Annotated in this window: 31 protein-coding genes, 1 tRNA gene and 3 pseudogenes; 25 read left to right on the plus strand and 10 right to left on the minus strand. The window is 67.9% G+C overall.

Translation table 11 applies throughout. The features are described from left to right. Positions 1–22: 22 nt before the first annotated feature. Positions 23–1,191 (minus strand): IS3 family transposase gene (locus FVA80_RS14000; protein WP_147910994.1). Its coding sequence is split into 2 segments (ribosomal slippage): positions 23–927 and positions 927–1,191, totalling 1,170 coding nucleotides; the frame shifts between segments, so codons are not numbered across the junction. A gap of 67 nt (positions 1,192–1,258) precedes the next feature. Beyond that, a pseudogene (locus FVA80_RS14005) lies at positions 1,259–1,858 on the minus strand (helix-turn-helix domain-containing protein); the annotation flags it as partial. Positions 1,859–1,949: 91 nt separating this feature from the next. Here FVA80_RS14005 and FVA80_RS14010 point away from each other — a divergent pair. Next, complete coding sequence (locus FVA80_RS14010) at positions 1,950–2,969, plus strand: IS110 family transposase (protein ID WP_147957837.1); 1,020 nt, start codon at positions 1,950–1,952, stop codon at positions 2,967–2,969. 272 nt (positions 2,970–3,241) lie between these two features. Here the strand turns inward: FVA80_RS14010 and FVA80_RS14015 are convergent. After that, positions 3,242–3,583, minus strand: a pseudogene (locus tag FVA80_RS14015) (transposase); the annotation flags it as partial. 407 nt (positions 3,584–3,990) lie between these two features. Here FVA80_RS14015 and FVA80_RS14020 point away from each other — a divergent pair. Together FVA80_RS14020 and FVA80_RS14025 are read left to right on the plus strand one after the other, a co-directional pair. Then, positions 3,991–4,341 (plus strand): hypothetical protein, encoded by a 351-nt coding sequence (locus FVA80_RS14020; protein WP_147910897.1) that lies wholly within the window; start codon positions 3,991–3,993, stop codon positions 4,339–4,341. A gap of 167 nt (positions 4,342–4,508) precedes the next feature. Beyond that, positions 4,509–4,832: a hypothetical protein gene (locus FVA80_RS14025; RefSeq protein ID WP_147910898.1), complete on the plus strand. Its 324-nt coding sequence runs from the start codon at positions 4,509–4,511 to the stop codon at positions 4,830–4,832. A gap of 168 nt (positions 4,833–5,000) precedes the next feature. On the opposite strand, the gene FVA80_RS14030 is transcribed toward FVA80_RS14025, so the two are convergent. Together FVA80_RS14030 and FVA80_RS14035 are read right to left on the minus strand one after the other, a co-directional pair. Beyond that, entirely contained in the window at positions 5,001–5,612 is a 612-nt protein-coding gene (locus FVA80_RS14030; RefSeq protein WP_147910899.1) for a hypothetical protein, read from the minus strand. A 71-nt stretch (positions 5,613–5,683) separates the two neighbouring features. After that, positions 5,684–6,193 (minus strand): hypothetical protein, encoded by a 510-nt coding sequence (locus tag FVA80_RS14035; protein WP_147910900.1) that lies wholly within the window; start codon positions 6,191–6,193, stop codon positions 5,684–5,686. Between the two features lie 274 nt (positions 6,194–6,467). Here FVA80_RS14035 and FVA80_RS14040 point away from each other — a divergent pair, with 274 nt between their 5' ends. The 16 genes from FVA80_RS14040 (at position 6,468) to FVA80_RS31930 (ending at position 13,936) form a co-directional block, all read left to right on the plus strand. Continuing rightward, complete coding sequence (locus FVA80_RS14040) at positions 6,468–6,701, plus strand: transcriptional regulator (protein ID WP_147910901.1); 234 nt, start codon at positions 6,468–6,470, stop codon at positions 6,699–6,701. Then, entirely contained in the window at positions 6,701–7,066 is a 366-nt protein-coding gene (locus tag FVA80_RS14045) for a hypothetical protein (RefSeq protein WP_147910902.1), read from the plus strand. Before FVA80_RS14040 ends, FVA80_RS14045 begins: the two co-directional genes overlap by 1 nt. A gap of 24 nt (positions 7,067–7,090) precedes the next feature. Next, a complete protein-coding gene (locus FVA80_RS14050; protein ID WP_147910903.1) occupies positions 7,091–7,282 on the plus strand; it encodes a hypothetical protein in 192 nt (63 codons plus the stop codon). Positions 7,283–7,347: 65 nt separating this feature from the next. After that, on the plus strand, positions 7,348–7,710 hold the full coding sequence (locus FVA80_RS14055) for a hypothetical protein (RefSeq protein ID WP_147908253.1): 363 nt from the start codon (positions 7,348–7,350) through the stop codon (positions 7,708–7,710). 76 nt (positions 7,711–7,786) lie between these two features. After that, entirely contained in the window at positions 7,787–8,218 is a 432-nt protein-coding gene (locus tag FVA80_RS14060) for a hypothetical protein (protein WP_147908254.1), read from the plus strand. Next, on the plus strand, positions 8,215–8,688 hold the full coding sequence (locus FVA80_RS14065) for a hypothetical protein (protein ID WP_187193686.1): 474 nt from the start codon (positions 8,215–8,217) through the stop codon (positions 8,686–8,688). Before FVA80_RS14060 ends, FVA80_RS14065 begins: the two co-directional genes overlap by 4 nt. A 5-nt stretch (positions 8,689–8,693) precedes the next feature. Further along, positions 8,694–8,822 (plus strand): hypothetical protein, encoded by a 129-nt coding sequence (locus tag FVA80_RS31925; RefSeq protein ID WP_281408713.1) that lies wholly within the window; start codon positions 8,694–8,696, stop codon positions 8,820–8,822. A gap of 71 nt (positions 8,823–8,893) precedes the next feature. Then, the gene (locus FVA80_RS14070) at positions 8,894–9,148 is read left to right on the plus strand and encodes a hypothetical protein (protein WP_147957838.1); all 255 of its coding nucleotides are present in this window, start codon (positions 8,894–8,896) and stop codon (positions 9,146–9,148) included. Then, positions 9,145–10,098, plus strand: a complete 954-nt coding sequence (locus tag FVA80_RS14075) for a hypothetical protein (protein ID WP_147908257.1) — start codon at positions 9,145–9,147, stop codon at positions 10,096–10,098. The genes FVA80_RS14070 and FVA80_RS14075 overlap by 4 nt, the downstream gene beginning before the upstream one ends. After that, positions 10,098–10,307, plus strand: a complete 210-nt coding sequence (locus tag FVA80_RS14080) for a hypothetical protein (RefSeq protein WP_147908258.1) — start codon at positions 10,098–10,100, stop codon at positions 10,305–10,307. Before FVA80_RS14075 ends, FVA80_RS14080 begins: the two co-directional genes overlap by 1 nt. Beyond that, positions 10,304–10,534: a hypothetical protein gene (locus tag FVA80_RS14085; protein WP_147908259.1), complete on the plus strand. Its 231-nt coding sequence runs from the start codon at positions 10,304–10,306 to the stop codon at positions 10,532–10,534. The genes FVA80_RS14080 and FVA80_RS14085 overlap by 4 nt, the downstream gene beginning before the upstream one ends. Before the next feature lie 167 nt (positions 10,535–10,701). Then, positions 10,702–11,355: a hypothetical protein gene (locus FVA80_RS14090; RefSeq protein WP_147908260.1), complete on the plus strand. Its 654-nt coding sequence runs from the start codon at positions 10,702–10,704 to the stop codon at positions 11,353–11,355. 69 nt (positions 11,356–11,424) lie between these two features. Beyond that, the gene (locus tag FVA80_RS14095) at positions 11,425–11,769 is read left to right on the plus strand and encodes a hypothetical protein (RefSeq protein WP_147908261.1); all 345 of its coding nucleotides are present in this window, start codon (positions 11,425–11,427) and stop codon (positions 11,767–11,769) included. A 60-nt stretch (positions 11,770–11,829) separates the two neighbouring features. After that, positions 11,830–12,192, plus strand: a complete 363-nt coding sequence (locus FVA80_RS14100; protein ID WP_147908262.1) for a hypothetical protein — start codon at positions 11,830–11,832, stop codon at positions 12,190–12,192. Positions 12,193–13,122: 930 nt separating this feature from the next. Further along, positions 13,123–13,698, plus strand: coding sequence for a hypothetical protein (locus FVA80_RS14105; protein WP_147908263.1), 576 nt, complete (start codon positions 13,123–13,125; stop codon positions 13,696–13,698). Positions 13,699–13,813: 115 nt separating this feature from the next. Next, a complete protein-coding gene (locus tag FVA80_RS31930; protein WP_281408714.1) occupies positions 13,814–13,936 on the plus strand; it encodes a hypothetical protein in 123 nt (40 codons plus the stop codon). A gap of 32 nt (positions 13,937–13,968) precedes the next feature. Here FVA80_RS31930 and FVA80_RS14110 read toward each other — a convergent pair whose 3' ends face one another. Next, on the minus strand, positions 13,969–14,601 hold the full coding sequence (locus FVA80_RS14110; RefSeq protein ID WP_147908264.1) for a metallophosphoesterase: 633 nt from the start codon (positions 14,599–14,601) through the stop codon (positions 13,969–13,971). Between the two features lie 354 nt (positions 14,602–14,955). Then, a complete protein-coding gene (locus FVA80_RS14115; RefSeq protein ID WP_147908265.1) occupies positions 14,956–16,473 on the minus strand; it encodes an integrase family protein in 1,518 nt (505 codons plus the stop codon). A 132-nt stretch (positions 16,474–16,605) separates the two neighbouring features. Here FVA80_RS14115 and FVA80_RS14120 point away from each other — a divergent pair. Continuing rightward, a tRNA-Ser gene (locus FVA80_RS14120) sits at positions 16,606–16,674 on the plus strand. Between the two features lie 95 nt (positions 16,675–16,769). On the opposite strand, the gene FVA80_RS14125 is transcribed toward FVA80_RS14120, so the two are convergent. Genes FVA80_RS14125 through FVA80_RS14135 form a run of 3 tightly spaced genes read right to left on the minus strand, consistent with a single transcriptional unit; the run spans position 16,770 to position 20,146 of the window. Further along, positions 16,770–18,098, minus strand: coding sequence for an LLM class flavin-dependent oxidoreductase (locus FVA80_RS14125; RefSeq protein ID WP_147908266.1), 1,329 nt, complete (start codon positions 18,096–18,098; stop codon positions 16,770–16,772). A gap of 13 nt (positions 18,099–18,111) precedes the next feature. After that, a complete protein-coding gene (locus FVA80_RS14130; RefSeq protein ID WP_147908267.1) occupies positions 18,112–19,155 on the minus strand; it encodes an LLM class flavin-dependent oxidoreductase in 1,044 nt (347 codons plus the stop codon). Between the two features lie 4 nt (positions 19,156–19,159). Continuing rightward, positions 19,160–20,146: an ABC transporter substrate-binding protein gene (locus tag FVA80_RS14135; RefSeq protein WP_147908268.1), complete on the minus strand. Its 987-nt coding sequence runs from the start codon at positions 20,144–20,146 to the stop codon at positions 19,160–19,162. A gap of 439 nt (positions 20,147–20,585) precedes the next feature. Here FVA80_RS14135 and FVA80_RS14140 point away from each other — a divergent pair. The 5 genes and pseudogenes from FVA80_RS14140 to FVA80_RS14160 all read left to right on the plus strand — a co-directional run bounded on the left by FVA80_RS14140 (position 20,586) and on the right by FVA80_RS14160 (position 26,126). Beyond that, positions 20,586–21,718, plus strand: a pseudogene (locus FVA80_RS14140) (methionine ABC transporter ATP-binding protein). Beyond that, entirely contained in the window at positions 21,708–22,373 is a 666-nt protein-coding gene (locus FVA80_RS14145) for a methionine ABC transporter permease (protein ID WP_147908270.1), read from the plus strand. The pseudogene FVA80_RS14140 and the gene FVA80_RS14145 overlap by 11 nt, the downstream one beginning before the upstream one ends. A 42-nt stretch (positions 22,374–22,415) precedes the next feature. Continuing rightward, positions 22,416–23,195: a MetQ/NlpA family ABC transporter substrate-binding protein gene (locus FVA80_RS14150; RefSeq protein ID WP_147908271.1), complete on the plus strand. Its 780-nt coding sequence runs from the start codon at positions 22,416–22,418 to the stop codon at positions 23,193–23,195. A gap of 336 nt (positions 23,196–23,531) precedes the next feature. Beyond that, positions 23,532–24,767 (plus strand): acyl-CoA dehydrogenase family protein, encoded by a 1,236-nt coding sequence (locus FVA80_RS14155; protein WP_147908272.1) that lies wholly within the window; start codon positions 23,532–23,534, stop codon positions 24,765–24,767. A gap of 258 nt (positions 24,768–25,025) precedes the next feature. Next, positions 25,026–26,126 (plus strand): ABC transporter substrate-binding protein, encoded by a 1,101-nt coding sequence (locus FVA80_RS14160; RefSeq protein WP_147908273.1) that lies wholly within the window; start codon positions 25,026–25,028, stop codon positions 26,124–26,126.

Consider the following 26,126-nt stretch of genomic DNA (forward strand, 5'->3'; position numbering starts at 1 on the left):
ATTCGGTGGCCCAGGTTCGAAGTTAGTGCATCGTCGGCCGTGTGACGATGGCGGGGTGAGCGAGCGGCGCTGATCTGCTCGGTTCCGTTGGCCAGATGACGACCTCCGGTGCAGGCGGGTGGTAGCCGAGCGACGAGTGCGGCCGGATGCTGTTGTAGTGCCTACGCCATTGCTCGATCACGACGCCGGCCTCCTTGAGGGTGTAGAACACCTCGCCGTTGAGGAGCTCATCCCGCAGCTTCGCGTTGAAGCTCTCGCAATAGCCGTTCTCCCACGGACTGCCCGGCTCGATGTAGGCGGTCGTCGATCCCACCGCCGCGATCCAGTCCTGAACGGCTTTAGCGATGAACTCCGGCCCATTGTCCGAGCGGATATGACCCGGCACACCGCGCAGGCTGAACAGATCCGAGAGAACATCGATCACGTCGAGTGCCTTCAGCTTGCGAGATACACGGATTGCCAGACACTCGCGCGTGAACTCGTCGATGACGTTCAGCATCCGGTATTTGCGCCCATTATGCGTGCGGTGCTCGACGAAGTCGTAGGACCAGACGTGGTCCGGTCGCTCCGGTCGCAGTCGTCGGCATGAGCCATCGTTGAGCCAGAGGCGTGCCCGCTTCGGTTGGCGAGCGGGGACCTTAAGGCCTTCCTGTCGCCAGATCCGTTCGACCCGCTTCACGTTCACCGTCCAGCCGTCGCGCCGGAGCAAGGCCGTGATCCGACGGTAGCCGTAACGGCCGTACTGCAGGGCCAACGCGATGATCGCAGCCGTCAGGGCGGCTTCGTCCTCGATCAAGACGGCGCATTTGCGCTGTGTCGAACGATGCTGGCCCAGAACACGGCAGGCGAAGCGTTCCGAGACGCCATGCTCGGCAACGACGTAGTCGACACAAGCCCGGCGGCGAGCCGGGCTCAGAAGTTTCCCGAGGCGGCCTCCTTCAGGATCAGCTTCTCCAGGGTCAGGTCGGAGATCGCTCGACGAAGACGCTGGTTCTCAGTCTCCAAGGACTTCAGCCGCTTGACCTGATCGCCCTTCAGACCGCCGTACTCGGAACGCCAGCGATAGTACGTGACTTCCGTCACCTCGATGGATCGGATTGCTTCAGCAACCTTGCGTCCTTGCGAAACCAAGACATCGACCTGACGCAGCTTGGCGACGATCTCTTCAGCTGTATGCTTCTTCCGTCCCATGAAAATATCCTCCACATGGCTTGAAGCCATACCTCAGGGAGGACCACTTTTCAGGAGGCAGGCCACCCAGCGCCAGGTCGAGCGTGGCGGTGACGTCGCTGGCCTGCATCGTCGTGCACAGCTTCCACGCCACGATGTAGCGTGAGAAGTCGTCCAGGACCGTCGACAGGTAGTACCAGCCCCAGCCAACGACCTTCAGGTAGGTGAAGTCCGTCTGCCAAAGCTGGTTGGGCGCGGTGGTCTTATCGCGGAACTCGTCGGCGGCCTTGATGACGATATAGGCTGGGCTTGTGATCAGGTCCTGCGATTTGAGTAACCGGTAGACGGTCGCTTCCGAGACGAAGTAGCGACGCTCGTCTGTGAAGCGCACCGCCAGCTCACGCGGGCTGAGTTCAGGCTGCTCCAGAGCCAGGGCAACGATCTGCTCGCGGATCTCTGCAGGTAGACGGTTCCAGACCCGGCTCGGCCTTGAGGGATGGTCATTCAACGCCTCGGGGCCGCCGCGCTGGTAGGCATCGTACCACCGGTAGAACGTCGAGCGGGTGATGCCGAGCTTGTCCAGGGTGGCACGCACCGGCAGGTGGGATTGCTCGACGAGCCGGATGATCTCCAGCTTCTCGGGGGCCGGGTACCTCATGCCTCGTCGCCCCCAGCCCCGCTCATGCTTATGGGATGGCCCGCCCCTCACCGAACCGTTGGTGGCATGCTGCTGCCTTGGAGGAATGGAGGGATCGGGAATGGCAAAGAGTTCGGTCGCCGTGCTGGGTATCGATCTTGGCAAAAACAGCTGTAGCCTGGTTGGCTTCGACCCAGCCGGTACGGTGGTTCTGCGTCGTCGCGCACGGCGTGAGACGATCGTCGGCCTCACGGCCAAGCTGCCCGCTTGTGTCGTCGCAATGGAGGCCTGCTGCGGCGCCCATCACCTTGGGCGGCTGCTGGCCGCGCAGGGACATACCATCCGACTGATGTCGCCCGAGTATGTCCGCCCCTACGTCAAGGCGCAGAAGAACGACGACCGTGATGCCGAAGCGATCGCCGAGGCCGCCACACGTCCGACGATGCGCTTCGTGCTCCTCAAGGCGCAGGAGCAACTCGACATGCAGAGCCTGCACCGGGTCCGGTCTCGGCTGGTCGGCATGCGCACCATGCTCATGAACCAGCTCCGCGCGATCCTGCTGGAGCGCGGTCTCGTTTTCCCGCAAGGCCGCCGCAAGTTCGAGACGGCGGTCGGCATTCTCTTGACGGATCCCCAGGCGCAGATTGGCGCGCGTATCCAAGCTCTCGTCGCCGAGATCCGTGAGGAGTGGGCGAGCCTCGACGGCCGTATCGAAGCGCTCGACCGAGAGTTCGTGGCGCATGCCCGCGCCGACGAGGCGGCACGTCGCCTGGTGTCGATCCCAGGCGTCGGGCCGATGACGGCCACGGCCTTGCGCGCAGCCGTCGATGACGGAAGCGCCTTCGCGTCCGCGCGCGACCTGCCGGCCTGGCTTGGCCTCGTGCCCCGACAGCATACGACCGGCGGCAAGCCGAAGCTGCTCGGCATCAGCAAGAGGGGTAACGCCTATCTGCGTGGGCTCTTCATCCATGGAGCGCGCGCAGCGCTGGCCTCACTGTCCAAGGTCGAGGATGCGACCGGCCGATGGTTGCGCGGTCTGCTGGCGCGGGCGCACTACAACGTCGTGGTCGTCGCGCTCGCCGCCAAGCTCGCGCGGATCGCTTGGGCGACGCTGCGCAAAGGAGTGAGCTTCGAGCGGCAGCCGGAGCCGGCCCTCGCATAGGGCATCAAAAGAGGTTGACCTGAGGCGGAGCGCGATCGCTCGGCCCGGGTCCACGAGGTCTGCGGGAGGACAGTGAAGATGGCCTGACGGTCGAGCGGCGTTCCGGAAGCCTGGCAAAAAAAGCGGCCCCCGAGGCCGAATTGCTTATGAGGCCCGGGACGTGCGGCTCTCCATCTTGGCGGCGGCCACCGTGCCGACATGCCGGATACGTTTGTGCAGACCGGTCACAGGCACCTTCATCGACGACCTTGCAGACGGGGCGGGCCATACGTTTTTTTAAGCAGACGGTTCTCCAGCACGAGATCAGCCACGATCTCCTTCAGCGCCCCCGTCTCGCGGCGCAGATCCCGCACCTCGTCCGTCGTTGCCGCGCGCGCCGTGTCGCCAGACAGGCGCTTCTTGCCCGCCTCTAGGAACTCCTTGGACCAGCCGTAGTACATCGAGGCGGCGATCCCCTCGCGCCGGCACAGCTCGGCGATGCTGTCCTCGCCGCGCAAGCCTTCCAGCACCACACGGATCTTCTCCTCGGACGAGAACTGTCGACGTGTGGCCCGGCGGATGTCCTTGATCACCGCTTCTGCCGGCTTCTTGGCCGGTCCGGATGTCTGCTTCATCTTCGCTCCTCAGGGGCTACGATGAACCAGCCATCCTCCGTTCGTGAAGACCCTCAATCTGTCCCACAGGTGCTGACGTCGGACAGTGCGGGCCTATCAGACCCGCGCAATAGCCTAAGGTCCTGCGGATCTGCGACCGCGAGTACCGGTTGCCCCTGAGCCCCCATATCGAGATGAAGGCTTCCGGCACGCAGCCGACGAAGGGCCTTCATGCGTCCTCCGCTCCCGATCACTGCCTAATGCGGCCGCCTGGAAGCCGACCTTTTGCGTCGGGCCTGGAAGAGCGTGCCCGCAGGACGGAGACCGTCCCGACCTTCCCCTAGCCCACTCTCCAAGCTCTCGACTGGAGATCCGTCAAGACTTTAAACGCCTCGCCATGACCGGCGCCGGATGCGCCGCACGACAGCATGATCGCCAATGACAGCTACATCGGGCCCAACCAGACTGGGACGACCGCGACGAACGGCTCTAACGCCAAGGCGGGGACGGCCCCGGCGGCCGCGGTGACGCTCAACCTGGCGCTGAACGGGAGCGTCATCGGCACCGTGGCGTTCGCAGCCGGGGCGAAGGTGGCCACCTTCACGACGACCTCGGGCTACCCGGCTTTCCTCAACGTGGGCGACGTCCTCACCCTCACGACTGCGGCTACGGCCGACACGGCCTTCTCCGACCCGATTGGCTTCATAGCGGTCCACTGGGGGGCATACGCACATCCGGGACTTCGCGTTACCAAATGCGGATTCCCCGTTACAGACTGAAGGAGTAACGGGACGCTCGGGCACATACGAACACCAGACCTGAAGGCCCTCTCAAAAGTTGAGGGTCTGCGCAGTCGGGGCCAGGGATTGCTTTACCACAGTGGGAATCGCAGCTGGACGACGGAATCCGGAGCTGAGATCGTCACTCCACAGACGGGGAGGACGCCATGAACGCACATCAGATCGGATCGACCGCAGACGGCCTCGCATACGGTCTGGCGGGCGTTCTCGCCACCGCCCGGCAGGACCGCATCCTCGCCCAGGCGCAGGCCGACGAGGCCCAGGCTGCCCGCAACCTCGGTGCCGTCGAGCGCGTCCGCCGGGTCGTCGAGAGCCTCAAGCGCCTCGTCCTCACGACACAGGTGGAGAACTCCGCCCTCGTGAACGAGAACGCCGCGCTGCGGGCCGAGCTCGCCCGCGCCAACGCCCGCGCCGCCCGTAGCGAGGCCATGATCCTGGCTCTCGGGCAGGCCCGTCGCCGGGCAGCATGACGGTGTGCGCACGTCAGCACATGTGCGCACACCGTGTGTGCACAGGGAAACCCGCAACGGTTATTTTGAGTTATCCACAGGCTTCAGTATCACACCCTGTCGCAGGCAAAAAGAAGCCCGCCGCCGGTCTACCGGGGCGGGCTTCTTCGTGTCCTGAGATGTGATCGATCAGGCCGGGGCGTAGGCGGTCCCCTTCTCCTCGGCCTCCTGGACGAGCTCGGCGAAAACCTCGTCCACCAAGGCTTGGTGCTCGTCTTTCGTCATGGGGGGCAGGGTCTGGGCGATGCGGCCCCGGTACTCCACCCTGTCGCCGACGATGACCCAATCCTTCGAGGCGTCGACGGGGGCGGTGCAGAGGCGGAAATCGTGAATCGGCTTGATGCCGCTCATGTGCTGCTCGATGCGTGCCGGGCCGTGCAGGATGACCCGGCTGCACTCGCTGTCCGTAAGCGACTCGAGCCAGCCCCGGGTCTCCTCGTCCAAGTGCCGCATGGCGGGCTCGGGATGCGTGCCGAGGCGTGACATGGCGTACGCGCAGGCCACCTGGCCCCACTCCTCGTGCGGCAGCAGGGCGGCCTTGGCGACCTTGGGCAGGCCTTCCGGCTGGGCGGTGTCAGCGATGTCGTCGAGGGCCTGCTCGACCTCGGCGTGCGCGCCGACGGGGGGAGCGAACGCCGACCGGACGGACCGGAGGACCCAGCGCCCGGATTCCCAGACGGCCTGGACGGTGGTGGCCATGGCGGCCGCGATGAGGGCCATGAGCTTCATGATCGTGCGCATGATGGGGTGGGTTTCCTGTTCGGTGGTCGACGTCTCAATTGTCCTGCTGGTGATGAAATCGACCAGCCCGATCATGGGTTGACCCCGAGTGCCACGATCTCATCGAAGGTCGTTGCCCTGTACCAAACTTGGCGACCTCGCCTGGCTGTGCATGTCACGAACGCCCCCTCCCACGTGACGTCGGGATACGTGTCGCCGGGCACCCACTCATCATCGCTTCCCTCGGGCAGAACCATGCGCTTCGGCTTTCTCGGCAGGGTCCCGAGGCGGGCCTCATAGCGTCGCCGGGCAACCCCCTCCGGATCGAGCTCGTCCAAAGCCTCGCGGTAGCCCACCGGCACGAGCTCGCCGCCGACGGCCCGGTGGTGCGAGCCACCCCGGCAGACCGGATCGCGCATGAAGATGATGGCGCCCTCGGGAGCGTCGATCTCGATCACGCGACGATACGTGATCGAGCGCTCGTCCTCCGTCCTCAGGATCTCCAGCGTGGGGAACCCCGGCTCGACGTCGAGGCGGCCGCGGCGAGCCACGACTGGGTGAAGCGAGACAAAATTCGGAACCGTAACCTTGAAGATGGGCATCTCAGTCCTTCCGTGCGTGCGCCTGAGAGGGAAGCCCCAGGCAAGTATGAGATGGCTAATCCCACGAAACTCGAAGGATAGGCGGGTCGCCATCGGGAGTTTTGTCCGGTTAAAAAGAGACAAGAAAAGCTGTGACTTTGAATTCGTCCGCCTTTGCAAGTTTGCCATCTTGCAATGCATTTGACCATGTCCTACCTTCATGGCCAGGACGATTTCGGGGTCTTGCCTCGGGGTTCGTTCGTCACAGCAACACCCCTCCAGGAGAGCTCTCGCCATGGCGAGACAGCCCATCGTCGTGCCCGTGACTGTCGTGTCGCGTGAGGATGTCGTCGCGCTGCTGCGTGAGGCCGTCGATCAGGCAGGCGGCCAGCGCCGCTGGGCGGAGGCCGTCGGCGTCAATGCGAATGACGTGTCGTCCGTCCTGTCGGGCAGGCGGGCGGCCGGGCGGTCGATCCTCGCGGCCCTCGGCGTCACGCGCGAAACCGTTCTCGTCGCGAGGGCGTCTTGATGGCCCACCGCTCCTTCGTCGACGGCCTCGTCGCCCTCGATGCCGTCGCGACCCGCAAGCGCCTGTCGGAAGTCCTGATCGAGACCCGCTCCCGCACATCAGGCCCGGGTGGCGACGCCGTGGCCGAGGAGATCCGGCACGTCGAATCCGTGCTGCTGCAGGCGGCGCACTGGGCCGTCCGCACCCTCGACGCCGCCCTCGTCGAGGCCCGGGCCGCCGCATCCCGGCCGGAGACACAGGAGGAGGCGCACGCCGCCGTTGTTGCTGCGCTCGACCGGGACGACCCGATCCGCCCCGAAATCAGGCGAGCGGATCTGGCGGCAATCGCGGGTCGCCGTGCCGATGCCCCACCGCCCGGCTGCTGAGCCCCGGAACATCAGGAGACGGTCATGGGCATGGGACGCCGCACGCACATCGACATGGACTACCTCGTCTCCGACGACGAGCGCTTCGACGAGCCCACCCCCGAGCCGGTTTTCGGCTGCCAGGGCTGCGGTCAGGAATTCCACATCCAGGACGGCGTCGTCCTCGAACGGCATCCCGAGGCGCCCATGCGGTGCTGGCCCTGCGCCCACGGCTGAGCCCTCCCGTCGACGCGCCAGGCGAGAGTGGCCCCACGATCCCCACCCCCATTCCCGAGGTAGTCATGAGCAAGCCCACCCTGCGCGAACAGGCCCACGCGCACATCGCCGGCGAAATCGCCGCCTCGGGCAGGCGCCCGGCCAACGAGGTCGCCGAGCGCATCCTGCTGCGCCTTGAGGAGCGGGGCATAAACGTCATCCACTCCACGCAAACGGATGCACTTCAGGCCCTCATCGGGCTCGATACCGTTTTCGACCTCTCGGGGGACAGGGAGGAGGATGTGGTCGAGCTGGCTAAGCAGGTCGGCATCGACGATCCGACCAGCCTGCTCGCGGCCATCGCGAGGGTGCGCGAGATCCTCGACGGTCCGCGGGTCGCCGAGATGGCTGCCTCCTACTCCGCCGCCCCCGAATCCGTCGCCGCCTGAGGCCGCCCCGTCGACGCGCCCGGCGGCAGGGGCGCCACCATCCGATCACGCATCCCCAGACAAAGGAGAGCGCCCCGTGCGCAGCGAAGAGACCAAAGAGATCGATGAGGCCCTCACCGGCGCGATCCGCGAGATCTACGGCACCGCGCCGATTGATGCGGCGACCGTCGTGCGTGAGGCCCTCGACGCGGCCGGCTACAGGGTCTTCCCGAAGGACGATCCCAGGCGAGGCGTTTTCCAGGCCGCCATCCATGGTGAGGACGGCCTGGAGGACCCGCGTCTTTCCGACCTGGGCTGGCTGCGCGAACTGCTGCGGAGCACGCAGAACCCGGGGGCGCGCCAGGCCCTGCAGGGAGGCAGCGACGACGCGTACGCTGTCACCGTGACGCTCGAATGCGTCGAGGGGCTCTACCGCCGGCTGGCGTCTCTGACCGGCCAGCGCCCCGACATCTACGATTCCGAGAACCCCAAGAACCGTCCGTCCGATCAGAAAGGGAGGGTCTCGTGATGGGCACCGTCAACCTCAACCTCGACGAGACCCTCGCCCTCGGGCCCCTCGATCCGGACGTGACGACCGGCATCGCCAAGCTCGGCGACGACTACGTCCGCGTTGTCCACGTCGTGGCGGCGAACCAGTTCACGGTGCTGCTGCCCCACGAGACGCCGGCCGAGGATGCCCTGCGCCTCGCCGCGGCGATCATCGAGTGGGACACGGGCATGATGGAGGCGGCGGACGCGCCGTTCTCCTCCGACAGCCCGAAGCTCGCCACCCGGCAGATCATTCGCAGCTTCCTCCCGAAGATGCACCCGTGCGAGTTCCGCGACCTGTTCGTGGACACCTACGGCTACGCCGGGGAGCTCCGCGGATGCGGTCCCTCCTCACTCTCGTCGCCGGCGGCCCCGGGCGCGTCTCCGTCTCGGCAGCCTTCGCGGTCACCATCCTCTTCGTCGTCGCCAGGCACGGCCACGAGCTCCTGATCACGATGTGGTTCGGATTTCTCTGGTTCGGGGCCTTCGCCGTCTCGTTCGCCGGCCTCGCGATGGCCGCAGCCGCCACCGGCGTCGACGACGGGAAGGCCGGCGTGCCCGCACCGCGGCAGGCCGACCAGTAGCCGATCCCGTCGTGCGCCCGGCGGCAGGGGCGCATCCCGAGGCCATCCCCACACATGAAAAGAGCGCCATCGTGCGCAGAGAGACCTCAGACTTCAGGACCGATTTCGCCATCACCGGCGACGACGCCAGCTTGCGCAAGCTGCAGGACCTCCTCGCCGGCAAGGCGGTGCCGACCGGGCGCATCGTCGAGGTGACCTACCGCGTGCCGGATGGCAGCACCGAGAAGCAGCGTCACGCAGAGTTCGGGCAGATCGACAGGGTCTCCTATGATCCGGCGCCCGTCACTGGGGGCGTGAGATCGCCGCGGCCAAGGTCATCCCGGTGACCGAGCGGGTCGACCGCTGGGCGGCCGAGACCGTCGAGGGCGCGACGTACGAGCTAACGCCGGAGGCCGAGGCGGTGATCAGAGCCTTCGCCGAATCCGTCCCCCTCAGCCAGGAGGCTGTGACCGTCGGGAGCGACGCTCTGGAGCGAGAGATCGAGCGTTCGTATGGCGAGCCCCTCGATGCCGTTCCTGATGCGGTCCCCGATCAGCGGGAATACGTCGTGCGCGTTGGATGGCCCGAGTTCTACTCCAAGGCCGTCCGTCTGCCTGAGGGCTCCGACGTCGCCCCGGTGACCAGGGCAGCAAAGGCCGCCGCTGCGGATTTCCGGTGGGCGAAGGACAGGGAGCGGTGGCCCGCCTTCAGCTGGGAGGATGACCGGTTCCTTGCTCCGGACGAGTTGGCACCGCGGACCTTCATCGTCGGCCCAAGCCAGGCCCTGATCGAGCGGCAGGGCGACACGGCCGGGTACCACGCCGCGCGGGAGGCGATGCACAAGAGCAATGCGAGCGCGGCCGAGGTCGCCGCCGCGCTCGGCAGGGGTTCCCCGGACGGGTCTCAGGGCAACATCTGGACGCTGTTCGACGCCCGGCGAGCCACCCAGGTTGGCGACTGGTCGGGCATGTCCGATAGGACGTGGAAAGCGCTTCAGGATGGGAAGGTCCATCTCGCTCCGGGGGGCCATAAGACCGAAACCAAGAAGGCCGCCCGCTGGGCCTCGGTGCTGATCGCCCAGATCCTCGGTGACGGCAGCAGGCGCCAGTCCGAGGCGGGCGTCGACGTCGCCGCGGAGGACGCTCCCAACAGGCTCCGGGGCAGCCTCCGGTACGACACCGACATCCTCGGAGTGTTCTACGGGGATGGCACGATGACATTCGGCGGGGATGCGGAGGCCTGGTGCCAGTTCCGCGACATGGCCGCCAGGATCGTCAGCGTCCCAGGGAGGGCCTGATGGCGAAGGCCACCCACGCCATCGTGTGCCAAGCCACGCGCGTGATCGTGAGCCGGCACGCCAGCCTGGATTACGCCCGGGCCGCCTGGAGGAAGCGGGCGTACCCGGGCGGACGGACGGACCGCCCGCTCACGCGGTGGGCGAGCCTCCATCACATCACGCCGATTGCCCAGGCCCAGGCGCGGGCCCCGCAGGAAGCCGCAGCATGATCGTCCCCATCATCCCCCGCCGCCTTCCACCCGTCATCCGGGGGGCATGCCGCGTCGTGCATGCGGTGGCGCCGCTCCCGGATGCCGGCCCGCCGCCGGCCAGGAACCGCACCCTGCGCGAGGTCCTGATCGAGCAGGCCCGGGCCCTGGCGGACGGCGTCGAGGCGGAGGCCCCGGGTCTGATGGAGAGCGTGAGAAACCAGAGCATTTCGGCAAGGTCTCGTTAACCGTAACTCGGACCTCCTCTTGCAAGGAGGGGGACTAACTGGCAGATTGAGATTAACTACCGCATGGTATTAACCACAGCCTCGTTCTGTGCTGTCTTTTTCTTCGCGATCCAGGCTAGCTCCTGCGCATGCCGCCTACGGGCCGCACAACACGCAGCGAGAGCACCATGGCCACGTCCATCTTCAGCCGCCCACTCCCCCCTGTCCCCGACCTCATCCCCGGCGAGCCCTACGAGAGGCGCCGGGACGTGACGTTCAATCCGCCCAGGGAGCCCGGCAAGCACGAGCCCAAGACGTGGCCGGAGGTGGGTGCCCGTGAAGGGGCGACTGACAGGCACGAGTTCGTCTGGGAGCTGCCCGACGGGGCCTACAACGCGCTCAGGTACTGGGTCGCCCGTGTCGAGGCCGGTGATCCTGCGGCCGTTGCGCTGGCCCAGGAGCGTGAGATCCGTGTCGTCGTCAGGAATCCGCCCGGCAAGCGCGACGCGTTCCTCGATCCCGAGGACGTGCTCTTCAGGATCGGCGATGCCCTGTACAGCGGAATTTTCGACGACCCCGAGGACCGGGACAACTCGGAGGCGGCGCACAAGCGCCGGTACGATCTCCGCACGAAGGTCGCGGATGGGATCATCCACGACATCTTCGGCGACGGCTACTACGGCATGGTCTCGTGGATCTTGGAGGAGTGCTACGAGGCCCAGGGGGAGACCTGCTACCAGATGGGGGCGCAGTGGAAGCGGGCGGAGATGAGGCTGCAGCTGGGCATCGCCAACAAGCGCGACCACGCGATTGACGCCATGGGTCCCGATTACTGGGACTAGGCCCACCCGCCGGCCTGATCGGCGGCTGCCGGTCGGGCCTGACCTTCGAGAACCAGAAAGTTCATCAGGATGAGCGGAAACAAGACACAGCAAGAGGGGATCGCGCAGCGCGACATCCTCGAACGGATGGCGGACCACAACTTTTGGATGCACGACACATTCATGCTGTGGCCGGAGACCGTCTGGAACCACGGGCCGGATGAGGCCTGCGACATTGGGGTGACGCGTCCGCTCGACGTGCCGCCCACTCGTTGGCGGACCGCGGACTACGACCGTACGTGGGCTCAGATCATGGACGCCTGCCGCTCCGCCCCGGGGAACGGCGCGATCATCGTCCGCGCGATCTTCGACGAGGAGACGACCGAGACGGCGATGGCATTCTTCCAAGAGGAGATGCAGCAGGCGCAAGCCTGAAGCGGTAGCCCCGGATCGCTCCGGGGCTTCGCCAGCTTTCCCCCAACACGAGGATGACCAATGACGGACGAGATCGACGAGATCGATGATGAGGCCTCCCAGGTTGCGGTGCCCCGGATTTGCGATGCCGTCGCGGACGCGGCCGATGTCGACCAGCGCCTGCGGAGCGCTCTGGCCGGCACGGCGGAGATCCTAGCCCGGCCGGCCAAGCTGACGACGAGGGATGGGAAGGTGCCAAGATATCCTGAGGAGACGGCCCGCGCCGCCGGCTCTCGGGCCGCTTCCTGCTCCGGCGGGGCGTCGAGGCTCGCGCCGTACTTGCGCCACGTTGATCACCCGCTCGCCGGGCAGGTCCGCGCGCAGCACGCCGAGCTCCTCGCCGCGGAGGCGCGATGGATGGCCATTGAGAAGGCCAACAAATAATAGCGCGATCCCTCCGGCCAGCCGCTCGATGCCGTCCCCGACGCGATTGCCGATCAGCGGGCCAAGGCGATCAGCCAGGTCATTCAGGCGAACCAGCTGTTGGCCCAGGCGGGGCAGGTCCTTGGCGTCGAAGCCGTCGAGATACTGCTGCGGAACCTGACGCCCGACCTGGAGGAGGCAGCCTGATGCCGCGAGCGACGCACGCCGTCGTCTGCCGGGAGACGTCTCGTATCGTCTTCCGGCATCCCGACCTGGCGAGTGCCCGGTTGCATGGCGCCGCGATGGGACGGCCTCGGCACCGTGCGGGATGGCGGTGACGACGTGAGGGGGCATAGTATTGCGTCGTGCCACTCCTGAGGGCGAGCCTTCTCATGGCGCAGCGAGAGTCGGCCCGGACGATCCGCGTCACTGCCGCAGCGCATCTGACCGTGCAAAACACGCTCGCCTGCCTCTCACGCGATGCTGGCCAGCCCGAGCAATACGAGTACGTCGTCCCCCGCCGATACGCGGGGCACATCGCGTCGGCCGAGGTCGCCCTCCGTGCGCTCAACGTGAACGAGTTCCAGGCATCCTATTCGGGGCTAAGGACGAGGCACGGATGATCTCCAAGGGAGACCGTGATCGGAAGCTAACGCGACAGCTTGTGGAGAGCTTCTTCCGGGACTGGCACAGACAGCCAAGGAGGAAGTCAAACACCTCACGACATAAGGCGTGCGTTAACCAACAATAGCGGTTCAGATGCGCAAACAGCGCAATCAGTTTGAAATCGGTCCGCAAGCAGCCGAGTGCAGATTGCCAGACAGCGCCCCATTCGATAGTCTGCCCGAGGCGATATTTTTACCTTAACACCATCGAGCGCTTTTCTTCGGCGTTTATACTCGGCTATTTCTTGCTCACGCCCCGAGGGGTTCACAGCAGAAGGCCGCCGCAATGGAAAATTTAAAGACCTGGACCAAGCCGACGCCGGGGCGCACCGCCAGGGCCAAGTTCTGGTCCGAGTTCCATGTCACCCGCATGGCCACGGACGCGAATTACCCGCGCATGGGGATCTACATCCCCCCCAGGCTGGCCGTGCATATGTGGGACTCCTCGCTGAGGGTCCTCGAAAAGCAGCGGGCGCTTCCGACGATGAAGGAGCAGGTCGCGGCGATGACGTTGTCCGTCAAGACGACGCCCTACGTGATCGCCGTCATCCCGTCTGAGGAGCGGCTCACGTTTAAGTGGGTCAAGGGGTGCCAGGATTTCCTCGATTCGAGAAAGGAGATCTGGGCTCTGGCCGGTGCGGGTGTCCTGCTCATGCCGACATGGTACTGGCTGGAGATGCTGCTGATCGCGTACGGCGACCGCCAAGAGGCGCAACCGTTTCGCAGGAATGCGATCAGGGATGAGGGCCGCGGTGCCGTGCGGTACGCGCGCGAAATGGTGACGTTGATCGGGACCGAGGAGCACGCGGGCCCGCAGCCGAACTACCAAATCCTTAGCGTTCCCGTGACCGACGATCATTGACGAATGGAGAGAATCGGCCGGCGGCCATTGTGGCATGCTGGCCAATGGATACGCTTGCCTTTGAGACGGCGCCGCCGCTCAACTGACAACCAGGGACACGATGGACCCCCGCCGGGTGTCGCGGTGGGCCCAGGGTCAGCGCGAGATCCCACCCTGGGTTGGGCCCGTGCTGGCCCGGCTCCTCAGGGAGCGGGCCGCCGAGGCCGCCGAGATCGCCCACGAGATCGAGGGCGGATAGCAGAAGGCCCCTGATCGCTCCGGGGCCTTCACTCATTCCACGTCGCCATTCTCGGGGCCAGGCGACCCGTCCTTCTCCCGCCGCGCCTTCTCGCTGGTGATGAAAAGCTCCTGATCGGAAGGGGGCGTCTCGGCCATGCGCTGCAGGATCTCCGTCAGGGACACGGGCCTGTACCCCCAGGCATCCGCGCCGACGTCGAGGGAACGGGACGTGCCCGGCAGCCTCCCGTGCGAGTGCCCGTAGAGATGGATGGCCCCTCCCCAGATCCCGTCCCAGGTCCGCATGCCGTAGTGACAGAGGACGCAGCGCTGGCGGTCCACGAAGATCGTGCGCAGCACCTGGGGCTCAGTCGCCCAGGGAAGTTCGATGTGACGGGGACCATCGTGGTTCCCGATGATCAAGTGCTTCAAGCCCTTCAGGCGCGCGAACACCTCCTGGCATCGTTCCTTGCTGGAATTGAGCGCGAAGTCGCCGAGGTGGAAGACATCGTCCCCGGGGCGGACCACTGAATTCCACGCATGGACGAGGTCGTCATCGTGCCGGGCGATGTCGGACCATGGCCGGCTCTCCATCCCGAGAACCCCGCGGTGACCGAAATGCGTGTCAGACGTGAACCACGTCCGATGGGAGACGAACGTCTGCTGATGCTTCTTGCTGGTCTTCATGATGGCAGCCTCCGTGGAGAAGGGCTGCGCGCGCACGGCGTCACGCCCCCGGGGGGATCTCGTCGGTGAGGGGGGGCGCTATTCGGCGTTTCATCGGTGCCTCTGGGGCGTCGGGAATCGGCAGGGTCGCAGCTCCGGATTCCCGCGGTCAAGGCGACCCTGGGCGTGGCGTGCGGTCGTGGTGAAGGAAGGCCTAATGGGCCTCGTGGGACAGCACGGAGATCCTCGGCCGATGGGCCGGCCTGGGGTGGTTTCGCAGGTCACCCCCATGCGCATAAGGGCCTCCGGATCAGCCGGTTCTTGTTATGTTCACCACATAAGACGGTCCAAACCGTTCTATCGTGCGCATAAGGATCAGGCGGCCTGTCGGGTGGCGTCCTCGGAGGCCTGCCTCGCGGCCGCCATCCGGGCCTTGCCGGCCGCCTCGCGCTCCCGGCGCCGGGTGGCGATCTGGGCCCGCAACGTGGCGAGGTCCGGCAGCGCGGCCGCGGCGGCCTGCTCCTCGACCCAGGCGAACCATCGCTCCATGACGGGGCGCTTCAGGTCGAGGCGGTCGTCCTCCGTGTAGTGCCCCTCCAGGACGTCGTCGCTGCGGAATCCCTCGTTGTGGTCGATGACGAGCTTCACGTCGGACCGGGCCATCCGGAACTTCCGCTGGCACGTGTTCGTCAGGCACCGGCGCAGGTCATGGGGGCTCGCGCGAAGGCCGAGGTCGAGGAGCCGGTGGTTGATGCCGGCCGGGGAGATGTGGCCGTCGGCCGGTCCCCCCGCCTTCCTCGCCCGGATCTGCGGGAACAGGTACGGGCTGCCCCCGGTCCGGGCGATCTCGACCTGGGCCTGGATTCGCCCCCACAGGGCGGGGGGCAGCGGGATGCAGTGGCGGTGCTTGTCCTGGCGCCGGTCGGCCGTCTTGCGGTGGAGCGGGCCCATCGACCAAACGCCCCACCCGGGTGCCTCGTCCCACTGCACGAAGTCCGCGATCAGCGCGGTGCTGATCGCGCGCCGGCGCTGGCCGGTCGCGACGAGGAGTTCCATGGCGATGCCGAGCGACCGCTCGATGGCGCCCGCACGGGACACGGCCACCACGAAACCGGTCTCGGCCGGCGTGGCAGTGTACCCGCCGGCCACCTTCCCGTTGGCGCGCAGCTTCGTCCCGGAGGACCGTTCCGGGGCCTTCAGGCCGGCCATGGTCGCCTCGACGCCGGATCGGGTCCGGACGTGGTCCTGCGCCATGAAGTTCCAGAACGGGCGCAGGACGCTCGCGAGGTGCTCGGCCTGGCGTTCGCGGCCGCTCGCATGCACCCCGGCGACGATGCCGGCGAGGTCCTGGCGCGTGATCCGCTTGACCCGCCAGACCTGCTTCAAAGGATCGAGCTCGCGCATGTGCAGGATCGTCCGGTAGTCCTTCCAAGTGTCGTGGCGCCGGATGCGCGCCACCTCGGCGAGGTAGGCGTCCCGGGCCTGCTCCCACGTCCAGAACGGGGCGTCCTTGAAGTCGGCGGCGATCTCCGCGACGAGCTCGGGCGACTTCGGCGGCTTGCCGTCCGGCGCCGGCGGTTCGACCAGCCCGAGCTCGGCGAACGTGCGGTGGAGCCAATCGAGGTCGGGCACCCCGATCCGGCTCTCTACCCGCTCCACGGCCTTCGTGGCGATCAGGCGCGCCTGGGCCAGGGTCAGGACGCCGGGGGTTCCGATCTTGAGCCGGAAAGTCGAACCTCCCCGTTCCAGCTTGAGTCCCCAGGATGCCCCGCGGGGCTTGAGGCGCAGGATCAGGCCGACGCATCCGTCGTCGATGACGTCCCGGGGCTGGAACCCCTTCACGCATTCGGCGACGAGAGCATCGACGGACTTCTGGGTGAGCTTGACGGCCACGGGCGGACACCGGAGAAACTGGGGCGGATCTGGGGCGGCAACCTGGGGCGGCGGGCCCCGAGGGCAAGGCCGAAAACGGTCCGTGGTAAACGTCCGCGTAGGGGATCAGGGGTTACGGGGTGCCGAAACTGGGGCGGCAAGGCCTAGATGACAGGAATCATAATCCTCGTGTCGGGGGTTCGAGTCCCTCTCCCGCTACCATTCGTTTCAACCCGCCCGTTCAGTGACGTGGCGGGTTTTCTTATGGCTCGGTGGCGGATGCGGAGCTCGCTGGCGCCCGTCAGGGTCGTGAGCAGCTAAACCCTGTTGGCGGCAGGCTTCCAGGCCGGGCGATCGAGGCCGAGATGGTCCCGGAGCGTCACGCCGCCATACTCCCTCCGAAACAGACCGCGCCGTTGCAGGATCGGTACGACAGCGTCCACGAAGGTTTCGAGGCCTTCCGGCAGGACGTCCGGCATCAGGTTGAACCCGTCGGCGGCGCCCGCCCGGAACCAGGTCTCGATGTCGTCGGCGATCTGCTCTGGCGTGCCCACGACGATGCGGTGCCCGACCCCGCCGCCGAGGGCGCGGAGCAACGCACGCACCGTCAGATTGTCCCGTCGGGCCAGCGCGACGGTGCCGGCGAACATCGTGTGGTTGGCATCGGGCGGCAGCGGCAGCGGATCGGGCAGCGGCTTGTCGAGGTGGAGTCGCTCTGGGTCGATCCGGAGCGTCCCGGCAAGGCGCGCCACGCTGTATTCCAGCGGAACCAGCTCCCACAGCGCGTCCTGGCGCCGACGCGCCTCGGCCTCTGTGGCGCCGATCACCGTGGCGAGGCCGGGCAGCACCACGATGGCGGCCGGATCGCGGCCGTACCGCGCGGCCCGGGCACGCAAGTCGGCCGCATAGGCCGCGCCGTCCGGGATGGTCTGGGCGAGGGAGAACACCGCGTCCGCGGTGGCGGCGGCCAGTGCGCGGCCGTCCTCCGAGCCGCCGGCCTGGACGGTCACGGGGCGTCCCTGAGGCGAGCGCGGCACGGTGAGCGGGCCGGCGACTCTGTAGTGGACGCCGCGATGGTCGATCGCGTGGACCTTGTCGCCGTCGGCGAAGCGCCCGCTCGCCTTGTCGCCCACCAGGGCGTCGTCCTCCCAGCTGTCCCAGAGGGCGTGGACGACCTCCGTGAACTCGCGGGCGCGGGCGTAGCGCGCCCCGTGCTCGGAAACCCCGGCGAAGCCGAAATTACGGCCGGCGGCGGCATCCGCCGTGGTCACCACGTTCCACCCGACCCGGCCGCGGCTGACGAGGTCGAGCGTCGCGAAGCGCCGGGCCAGGTTGTAGGGCTCGTTGTAGCTGGTCGAAGCAGTGGCGATCAGCCCGACATGGGTGGTCGCAGCGGCCACGCTCGCCAGAACGATGGTCGGTTCGAGCGCCATGAACGGCCGGTAGTCGATCCGGTCGTTGATCGCCGGCGTGTCGGCCAGGAAGATCGCATCGAACTTGCCCCGCTCCGCGATGCGGGCGACGCGCACGTAGTGGTCGATGTCGATGAAGGCGTCCGGCCGGCTGTCCGGCAATCGCCAGGCCGAGGGATAGACGCCGGAATGCAGCAGGTTGACGTTGAGGTGAAGCTGGCGCTGCGCGGTCATCGAAGGTCCCGGATCAGCGGACGCGCGGCAGGACGTGCTCGGCGAACTGGCGCATCTCGGCCTCGAACGGCTGGAACTGCAGCATGAACAGGGCGATGCCGGCCTCGTGGAAGGCGCGGATGCGGGCCGCCACCGTCTCGTAGCTGCCCACCAGCCCGGCCGCGGTGCCGCCGTTGGTGCCGACATGGCGGCTCGCCGCCGCGTCGGTCTTGGCGAACATCACGCTCGCCGTATCGGTCCGGGCGCGGGTGTCGGCGCGCAACGCCGCGTCGCGCTGCGCCAGGGCGAGGAGGCGGTCCTGCTCGGCTTGTGCCGCCGCGTCGGTCTCGCGGGCGATGACGAAGGCCGAGAGGCCGTAGCGCAAAGGCCCGTTGGCCGCGTGCCGGCGGTGCATGTCGGCGATCAATTCACGGACGTCATCCAGCGGCTGGCCGTTGATGAACCAGACGTCGGCATGGTCGGCCGCCAGCGCCCGGGCGGGTTCGGATTCGCCGCCGACATAGATCCGAGGCCGCGGCCGATGGGTGCCGGCCGGGCGAAGCTGGTAGTCCTGGACCTGGAAATGCGCGTCCGACGCGGTGACGCGCTCACCCCGCATCAGGCGGTCCACGAGGCCGATCCACGCACGCCCGTAGGCATAGCGGTCGTCATGGGCCGGGAACGGTAGGCCGGCCCGCTCGAACTCGGCACGGTTCCAGGCATTCACGAGGTTCAGCGCGAAGCGACCGCCGCTGATATGCTCGATCTGGAGGGCCATCTTGGCCAGCACCACCGGGTGGTACAGGCCCGGCTTGATCGCCGCGATGATCTCGATGCGCCGGGTCAGGGCCGCCAAGGCCGCCGCGGCGGTCCAGGCTTCGAGCTGGTCGCGCGCCTCGTCGTAGGGGTTCATCGTGTGCTGCGCGACCAGCACGGAATCGAAGCCCAGCGCCTCGGCTTCGAGCACCAGGGCGCGGTTGCGCTCCCAGCTCGCGTCGTCCGGCTCGTCGGGGTCGTGGTGGGCGGCCCGGGAGCCGTGGACGGCGGCCCAGATGCCGAAACGGGGTGCGTCGGCCATCGAGTCAGCCCCTCTCCGCCGGCGGCGTCCAGACCGGGATGGCGGTGGCGTCGATCCGGCGCGGGATCAACTTGGCGTCGAGGAAGGTGTCGGCGATCGCCTGCTGCTCGCCGAGCTGAGCTCGCTCCACCGGCTCTACCAGGTAAGTGCGCCGGGCGTTGGCCGCGGCCACGACGGCGGGGGGCAGGTCGCCCCAGACGGGGGCGAGCAGCGCCACCGCCGCATCCGGGTTGGCCTTCGCCCACTGGCCGGCCTCGACAAGGGCCCGGTACACGATGGCCACCACCTCCGGATGGGCGGCGACGAAGCTGTCGTTCGCGAGGTAATAGCGGTGGTAGCTGGTCAGGCCTGTTCCGTCGGCGATGGTGCGCACCGGCCGCTTGGCCTCGGCGAAGGCCAGGAACGGGTCCCAGATCGACCAGGCATCGAGGCTGCCCTGCTCGAACGCGGCGGCCCCCTCGGGCGCTTGGAGATAGACCGGCCGGATGTCGTCGAAGCCGAGGCCGGCCCTCTTCAGCGCCGCGGCCAGGACGTAATGGCTGCCGGACCCGCGCGAGACGCCTACCGTTCGGCCCTTGAGGTCGGCGACGGTGCGGATCGATGAGTTCGCCGGCACGATGATCGCTTCGGCGGCCGGCGCGCCGCGCTCGCGGGCGTAGAAGGTCAGCGGCGCCCGCGCAGACTGCGTGAAGATCGGCACCGCATCGGCGACGTCGGCGTGGATGTCGACCGCGCCGGCATTCATCGGTTCGAGGACGTTGGTGAACAGGTGCCAGGTCGGCGTGAAGCCCAGCGGCGCCAAGCGCTCGGCCAGGGTGCCCTTCACCTTGAGGATCGTGAACAGCACCGAGGAGCGCTGCATGCTGATCTTCACCTCGCGCGCCGCTGCAAGCACCGCGGGCGACGCGAGGGGCAACGCCGCCGCGCCCAGACCGGCCAAGAGGAGGCTTCGGCGGGACGGGGACCTTCCAGCGGGCATATCGTCGGTCATGGTGGTCTCCGGTCGGCCAGCGCCCGTCCGCGTGCGTGCCGAAACCGAAAGGGCCGGTTCGACGGTGGCTAAAGTGCGCGATCACTATTGAAACCCGCGGGCGGGGTGCGATCAATGAAACAAGGTTTCGAATGCGCAGCGATTCGAAGAGCAGACGTTCTCCATGATCCGCAAGACGGGGGACGGAGATTTCTGAAGACAGAGTTTTCGGCGGACCTGTTCGCTGCTCTCTCGGCCGCGAGTGCAGTCGCCCGCCGATGCGAGATGGAATAATTCTCTGCCGTCTAGCAGGATTGTGAAAAAATAGTCTCTGCCGGCGGCGAACTATGTACCCGGCTTTCCTTGACCCCGCTCGGCGTCGAACGTCATACAGCTTGCTCTCAGATCACCCGATCATATTGCGGACCCGCGGGTCCCGCTCGAGGAGCACCCACAGGCTGTGTCCACCCTGCCGTCGCCCCGCGAACCCGCCGACGTGCCGCTGATCCGGTTCGAGAACGTCTCGAAGACCTATCCGGCGCGGAAGGGCGCGGCGCTGGTCACGGCGCTGTCCGGGATCGACCTGTCCGTTCCGGCGGGGACCATCCTCGGGGTGATCGGGCGCTCCGGTGCGGGCAAGTCGACGCTGATCCGCCTGATCAACGGCCTCGAACGGCCGAGCGCAGGGCGGGTGATGGTCGGCGACGCGGAGGTGTCGAGCCTGCCCGAGCGGGAATTGCGGACCGTGCGGGCCCGGGTCGGCATGATCTTCCAGCACTTCAACCTGCTGTCCTCGCGGAATGTGGCCGACAACGTCGCCCTCCCCCTGGAACTCGCGGGCTGGAAACGCGCGGCGATCCGCGCCCGCGTGGCGGAACTGCTCGCCCGCGTCGGGCTGGAGGCCCAGGCCGGGCGATACCCGGCGGAGCTGTCGGGCGGGCAGAAGCAGCGCGTGGGCATCGCGCGGGCGCTCGCGACCGAGCCGGACGTGCTGCTCTCGGACGAGGCCACCTCTGCCCTCGACCCGGAGACGACCCGCGCGATCCTGGCGCTGCTGAAGCGGATCAATCGCGACCTCGGCCTGACCATCGTGCTCATCACCCACGAGATGTCGGTGATCCGGGCGGTGGCGGACGACGTCGCGGTGATCGACCACGGCGCGATCGTGGAGCGCGGCACGGTCTACGAGGTGTTCACCCGGCCGCAGGCCGAGGTGACCCGCAGCCTCCTCGCCGGCGAGGTCGGCCTCGACCTGCCGGCCGCGCTGGCCGAACGGATCTCCGCCGATCCGCGCCCCGGCGGCGTGCCGGTGCTGCGCCTCGCGCTGCGGGGGCGCAGGCCGACACTGCGATCATCGCCCGGCTCGCCCGCGAGACCGGGATCGAGGCGGTGATCCTGGCCGGCGCGGTGGACGAGATCGCCGGCCGGCGCTTTGGCTCCCTGGCGCTCGGCCTGTCGCCGGGGCCGGACGTCACCGCGCGGGCCCAGGCCTATCTCGCCGCGCTCGGCATCCCGGCCGAATTCCTCGGCTATCTCCCGCCGGCCCAGGACGTCGCCCAAGACGTCGCGCAGGGAGCCGCCCGTGTCGCCTGAACTCATCGCCCTCCTGGTCCAGGCCACCGCCGACACGCTGACCATGGTGGCGCTCGCGGCCGCCATCGGCACGCTGTTCGGCCTGCCGCTGGGGGTGTTCCTGGCGACGAGCCAGCGCGGCGAGCTGCTGGCGGCGCCCGCGCTGAACGCTGCCCTCGGGGTGATCGTCAACGCGACGCGCTCGACGCCCTTCATCATCCTGGTCGTGGCGATCATTCCGTTCACCCGCCTGGTGGCGGGCACCTCGATCGGAACCTATGCCGCCAGCGTGCCGCTGACGGTGGCGGCCACGCCCTACATCGCGCGGCTGGTCGAGGCGGCGATCCGCGAGGTCGATCACGGCCTGGTCGAGGCCGCCCGGGCGTTCGGGGCGAGCCCGGCGCAGATCATCCGCAAGGTGCTGATCCCGGAGGCGCTGCCCGGCATCGTCCTGGGGCTGACCCTCGCGGTGGTGTCGCTGGTCGGCTACTCGGCCATGGCCGGCGCGGTCGGCGGCGGCGGGCTCGGCGACCTCGGCATCCGCTACGGCTACCAGCGCTTCCGGCCCGACATGATGCTGGCGGTCGTGGTCGTCCTGATCGTGCTCGTGCAGGTGTTCCAGAGTGCGGGCGAGCGCCTGGCGCGCCGGCTCAACCGGCGCCACCGCCAGAGCTGATCCGCATAAGACGTCGGCCCCGAAATCGCGAGATCGTCCGCCATGTTGCGTCGCCTGGTGCTTGCCGCCCTCCTCATGATGCCCGGTATCGGGCACGCGGAGGCCCTGAAGCGTGTCCGCATCGGCGCCACGCCGGGGCCGCACGGGCAGATCCTCGAGGCGGCGAAACCCGTCGCGGCGCGCAACGGCCTCGACCTGCAGATCATCGAGTTCTCCGACTACGTGGTGCCGAACGAGGCGCTCTCGGCCGGCGAGATCGAGGCGAACTCATTCCAGAACCAGCCCTTCCTCGACAATCAGAAGGCCGACCGCGGCTACAAGATCGTCGCCGCAGCCACGACGGTGAACTTCCCGCTCGGGATCTACTCGAAGCGCCACAAGACCTTCGACGCGGTGCCGACCGGCGGCACGGTGGCGATCCAGAACGACCCGACCAATGGCGGCCGCTCGCTGCTGCTCCTGCAGGACAAGGGCGTGATCAAGCTGAGAGCCGGCACCGGGTTCAAGCCGACGGTGGCCGACATCGTCGAGAACCCGCGCAAGCTCCGGTTCATCGAGGTCGACGCGGCGCAGACGCCCCGGTCCCTGGACGATGTCGACGCCGCCGCGGTGAACACCAACTTCGCCACGCCCGCCGGCCTGAAGCCCTCGGACGCGATCCTGAAGGAGGAGCCGAAGGGCCCCTACGTCAACCTCCTGGCGGTCCGCGAGGCCGACCGCGACCAGCCCTGGGTGAAGGCGCTCGTGGACAGCTACCGCAGCCCCGAGGTCAAGGCGTTCATCGAGAAGACGTTCGGCAGCACCGTGCTGCCGAGCTGGTAGCGGACGCACCGCCCCGCGCGCACCCGGCCGTGGTTCGCGACGCGATTCGTCCGGCGGCACCGCTGAGCGTTTTCCGCGCGCGGGGCCTCGATAAGTCCGGACTGGGCCGAGCGTGCCGCTTTCCGGCTCGAACGATGTTCCGCCGAAGAGCGCGCCGCGAGAACCACGCGTTCATGCAGTCGTTCGTCAGGAGATCGAGGTTCCAAATCGATCGACGACGGTCGTTTTTCCCGCGATCCGGCTTGAGATCGTGGCTCGACTTGGCGAATCCATAGGTCCCGCCCCGAAGGCCTGCAGGTTTTCGGCAGCGTCGATCAACGTGGAAAGCTTCAGGCGATGGCGCAGTGGGATGCGGGTTGGGGCGCTGGCCCGAGCGAGCGCTACGAGGATCTGGCCGCGCGCTTCCGGCCCACCTTCGCCGGGATCCGCGCCACCGCGGTTGAGCGCGACCGCACGCACCGCCTGCCGCATGCCGAGATCGGGTGGCTGAAGGAGGTCGGCTTCACCACGTTGCGCCTGCCGTCCGAGGCCGGTGGCCACGGGGCCAGCCTGCCCGAGCTGTTCAACCTGCTGATCGAGCTGTCGCAGGCCGATTCCAATGTCACCAACGCCCTGCGCGCCCATTTCGGCTTCACCGAGGACGTGCTCGGCTCGACCGCGCCGGACTGGCGGACCCGCTGGATCGCCAGGATCGCCGCCGGCGAGACCGTGGGCAGCGGTGTCTCCGAGACCGGATCCGCCAAGGTCGGCCAGTTCGATACGGTTGTCCGTCGGCGGGGTGCCGAGCGGGTCGTGTCGGGCAGAAAATTCTACACCACTGGCTCCCTGTTCGCGGACTACATCCACCTCTCGGCCGATGACGAGGACGGGGCGGCCCTGGTGGCGGCTGTCCCGACCGGGGCGCCCGGCGTCGCGATCGTCGACGACTGGGACGGGTTCGGCCAGGCGCTCACCGCGAGCGGCACGATCCGGTTCGACGACGTCGTCCTGCCGCCCGACCTGATCAAGCCCGATCCGGCCCGCTTCCCCTACGCGATGGCGTTCTTCCAGCTCGTCCACCTCGCGACGCTCGCCGGCATCGGGCGTGCCGCCGCCGAGGATGTCGGGCGCCTGGTGGCCGAGCGGACCCGTGTCTACAGCCACGGCAATGCCGGGCGGAATGCCGAGGATCCGCAGATCCTGGCCGTGGTCGGCCGGGTGCGCGGCAACGCCTACGCGGCCGGCGCCGTGGCGCTGAAGGCGGCCGAGGCCCTGCAGCGCGCACATGAGCTGCACCGCGACGCGGGTGGCCGGGGGACCGAGGCGCAGGCGGTGCGCGCCACGGCGCTCGCCGATGTCGAGGTCAACCAGGCGGTCACGGTGGTCACCAACCTCGTGCTGGAGGCGACCACGATCCTGTTCGACGCGCTGGGCGCTTCGGCGGTGAAGCAGGGGCTCGGCCTCGACCGCTACTGGCGCAACGCCCGCACCATCGCGTCGCACAACCCACGGATCTACCGGGACCGGATCGTCGGCGCCTTCGCGGTGAACGGCACCGAGCCGCCACGCCAATATCGCGTCGGCACCGCCTGAAGTGATCCGCCGCCGGGGGCGGCGCTGGAGATCATCCGCGTCTTTCGGGCAAGCAAGCGAAAAACGTTTCCGAGTCCACGAAAAGATCAGAAGACGCTTTCATTGACTCGGCGTCGGCCTGACTGAATATTGGATCCGTTGATCCCTCGACGGATCATTCACCCGAATTGAGGATGCACGATGTGCTCGGCCGCGCGGTCGGGCCACCTCCTGCGTCGGCCCAGCCTACCGCGCGTTCGCGCGGCCCGGAGACGTGCGATGATCGACGACCCGTCAGATTCGGGATCCGAAGCGTGCGGCCGTATACCCTCGCGCCGTCTGATGCTGCGGGCGGGCGTCGCCGCGATGGCCGCCCCGTTCGGCTTGGGGATGGGCGCGAGCCAGGCCTGGGCGCCCGGACCCGGCGCGCCGTTCGATCCCGGTCCGCTCTGCCGGCCAGCGGCGGTCGAGGCTCCATCGGGCCCGCTGCGGCCGGTCAAGCTGGCCTGGAACGCCACGGCGATCTGCACCGCCGCCGCCCCGCTCGCCAAGGAGCAGGGCATCTTCGCCAAGCACGGCCTCGACGTCGAGTTCGTCAATTTCGGCGGTGCGACCGAGGCCCTCCTGGAGGCCATCGCAACGGGCAAAGCTGATGCCGGGATCGGCATGGCTCTACGCTGGCTCAAGCCCCTGGAGCAGGGTTTCGACGTGAAGATCACCGCCGGCCTGCATGGCGGCTGCCTGAGGCTGCTGGCCGACAGGTCCAGCGGCATCACCGACATCGAATCGCTCAAGGGCAAGACCATCGCGATCAGCGACCAGGCGAGCCCAGCCAAAAACTTCTTCAGCCTTCAGCTGGCCAAGGTCGGGATCGACCCCGACAGCGGCGTCACGTGGCGGCAATACCCGGCCGACCTGTTGAATCTCGCCGTGCAGAAGGGTGAGGCGCAGGCCCTGGCCGACGGCGACCCGCGCACCTGGATCTGGTTGAAGGACCCGCGCTTCACCGAGATCGCGACGAACCTGTCGGGGGAATACGCGGACCGCACCTGCTGCGTCGTGGCGGTCCGCGGCAGCCTGTTGCGGAACGACCGGGCGGTCGCCGCGTCCCTTACCCGGGCGATCCTGGAGGGCGGCCACGCCGTCCACGAGAACCCGGAAGCGGCCGCGAAGGCCTTTGCCGGGTATGGCGGCAAGGGATCCATCGAGGATCTGGCCACGATGCTGCGCAGCCAGCAGCACGGCGACAGTCCGGTCGGCGGCCGTCTCAAGGAGCAACTCGCCCGTTACGGCGATGAGCTGAAGCTGGTGAACGTCCTGAAGCGCTCGACCGATACGGCGAAGTTCGCCGAGCGGATCTACGCCGACGTGCTGAGCTGA

The sequence above is a fragment of the Methylobacterium sp. WL1 genome (genome assembly GCF_008000895.1).
In the GTDB taxonomy this organism is placed as follows: Bacteria; Pseudomonadota; Alphaproteobacteria; order Rhizobiales; family Beijerinckiaceae; genus Methylobacterium.

Excerpts from the sequence above, each read along its gene's own strand:
- FVA80_RS14020 (WP_147910897.1), top strand. The coding sequence starts at position 3,991 with ATGATCGCCAATGACAGCTACATCGGGCCCAACCAGACTGGGACGACC.
- FVA80_RS14025 (WP_147910898.1), top strand. The coding sequence starts at position 4,509 with ATGAACGCACATCAGATCGGATCGACCGCAGACGGCCTCGCATACGGT.
- FVA80_RS14030 (WP_147910899.1), bottom strand. The coding sequence starts at position 5,612 with ATGCGCACGATCATGAAGCTCATGGCCCTCATCGCGGCCGCCATGGCC.
- FVA80_RS14035 (WP_147910900.1), bottom strand. The coding sequence starts at position 6,193 with ATGCCCATCTTCAAGGTTACGGTTCCGAATTTTGTCTCGCTTCACCCA.
- FVA80_RS14040 (WP_147910901.1), top strand. The coding sequence starts at position 6,468 with ATGGCGAGACAGCCCATCGTCGTGCCCGTGACTGTCGTGTCGCGTGAG.
- FVA80_RS14045 (WP_147910902.1), top strand. The coding sequence starts at position 6,701 with ATGGCCCACCGCTCCTTCGTCGACGGCCTCGTCGCCCTCGATGCCGTC.
- FVA80_RS14050 (WP_147910903.1), top strand. The coding sequence starts at position 7,091 with ATGGGCATGGGACGCCGCACGCACATCGACATGGACTACCTCGTCTCC.
- FVA80_RS14055 (WP_147908253.1), top strand. The coding sequence starts at position 7,348 with ATGAGCAAGCCCACCCTGCGCGAACAGGCCCACGCGCACATCGCCGGC.
- FVA80_RS31925 (WP_281408713.1), top strand. The coding sequence starts at position 8,694 with ATGTGGTTCGGATTTCTCTGGTTCGGGGCCTTCGCCGTCTCGTTCGCC.
- FVA80_RS14080 (WP_147908258.1), top strand. The coding sequence starts at position 10,098 with ATGGCGAAGGCCACCCACGCCATCGTGTGCCAAGCCACGCGCGTGATC.
- FVA80_RS14085 (WP_147908259.1), top strand. The coding sequence starts at position 10,304 with ATGATCGTCCCCATCATCCCCCGCCGCCTTCCACCCGTCATCCGGGGG.
- FVA80_RS14090 (WP_147908260.1), top strand. The coding sequence starts at position 10,702 with ATGGCCACGTCCATCTTCAGCCGCCCACTCCCCCCTGTCCCCGACCTC.
- FVA80_RS14095 (WP_147908261.1), top strand. The coding sequence starts at position 11,425 with ATGAGCGGAAACAAGACACAGCAAGAGGGGATCGCGCAGCGCGACATC.
- FVA80_RS14100 (WP_147908262.1), top strand. The coding sequence starts at position 11,830 with ATGACGGACGAGATCGACGAGATCGATGATGAGGCCTCCCAGGTTGCG.
- FVA80_RS14105 (WP_147908263.1), top strand. The coding sequence starts at position 13,123 with ATGGAAAATTTAAAGACCTGGACCAAGCCGACGCCGGGGCGCACCGCC.
- FVA80_RS14110 (WP_147908264.1), bottom strand. The coding sequence starts at position 14,601 with ATGAAGACCAGCAAGAAGCATCAGCAGACGTTCGTCTCCCATCGGACG.
- FVA80_RS14125 (WP_147908266.1), bottom strand. The coding sequence starts at position 18,098 with ATGACCGCGCAGCGCCAGCTTCACCTCAACGTCAACCTGCTGCATTCC.
- FVA80_RS14130 (WP_147908267.1), bottom strand. The coding sequence starts at position 19,155 with ATGGCCGACGCACCCCGTTTCGGCATCTGGGCCGCCGTCCACGGCTCC.
- FVA80_RS14135 (WP_147908268.1), bottom strand. The coding sequence starts at position 20,146 with ATGACCGACGATATGCCCGCTGGAAGGTCCCCGTCCCGCCGAAGCCTC.
- FVA80_RS14150 (WP_147908271.1), top strand. The coding sequence starts at position 22,416 with ATGTTGCGTCGCCTGGTGCTTGCCGCCCTCCTCATGATGCCCGGTATC.
- FVA80_RS14155 (WP_147908272.1), top strand. The coding sequence starts at position 23,532 with ATGGCGCAGTGGGATGCGGGTTGGGGCGCTGGCCCGAGCGAGCGCTAC.
- FVA80_RS14160 (WP_147908273.1), top strand. The coding sequence starts at position 25,026 with ATGATCGACGACCCGTCAGATTCGGGATCCGAAGCGTGCGGCCGTATA.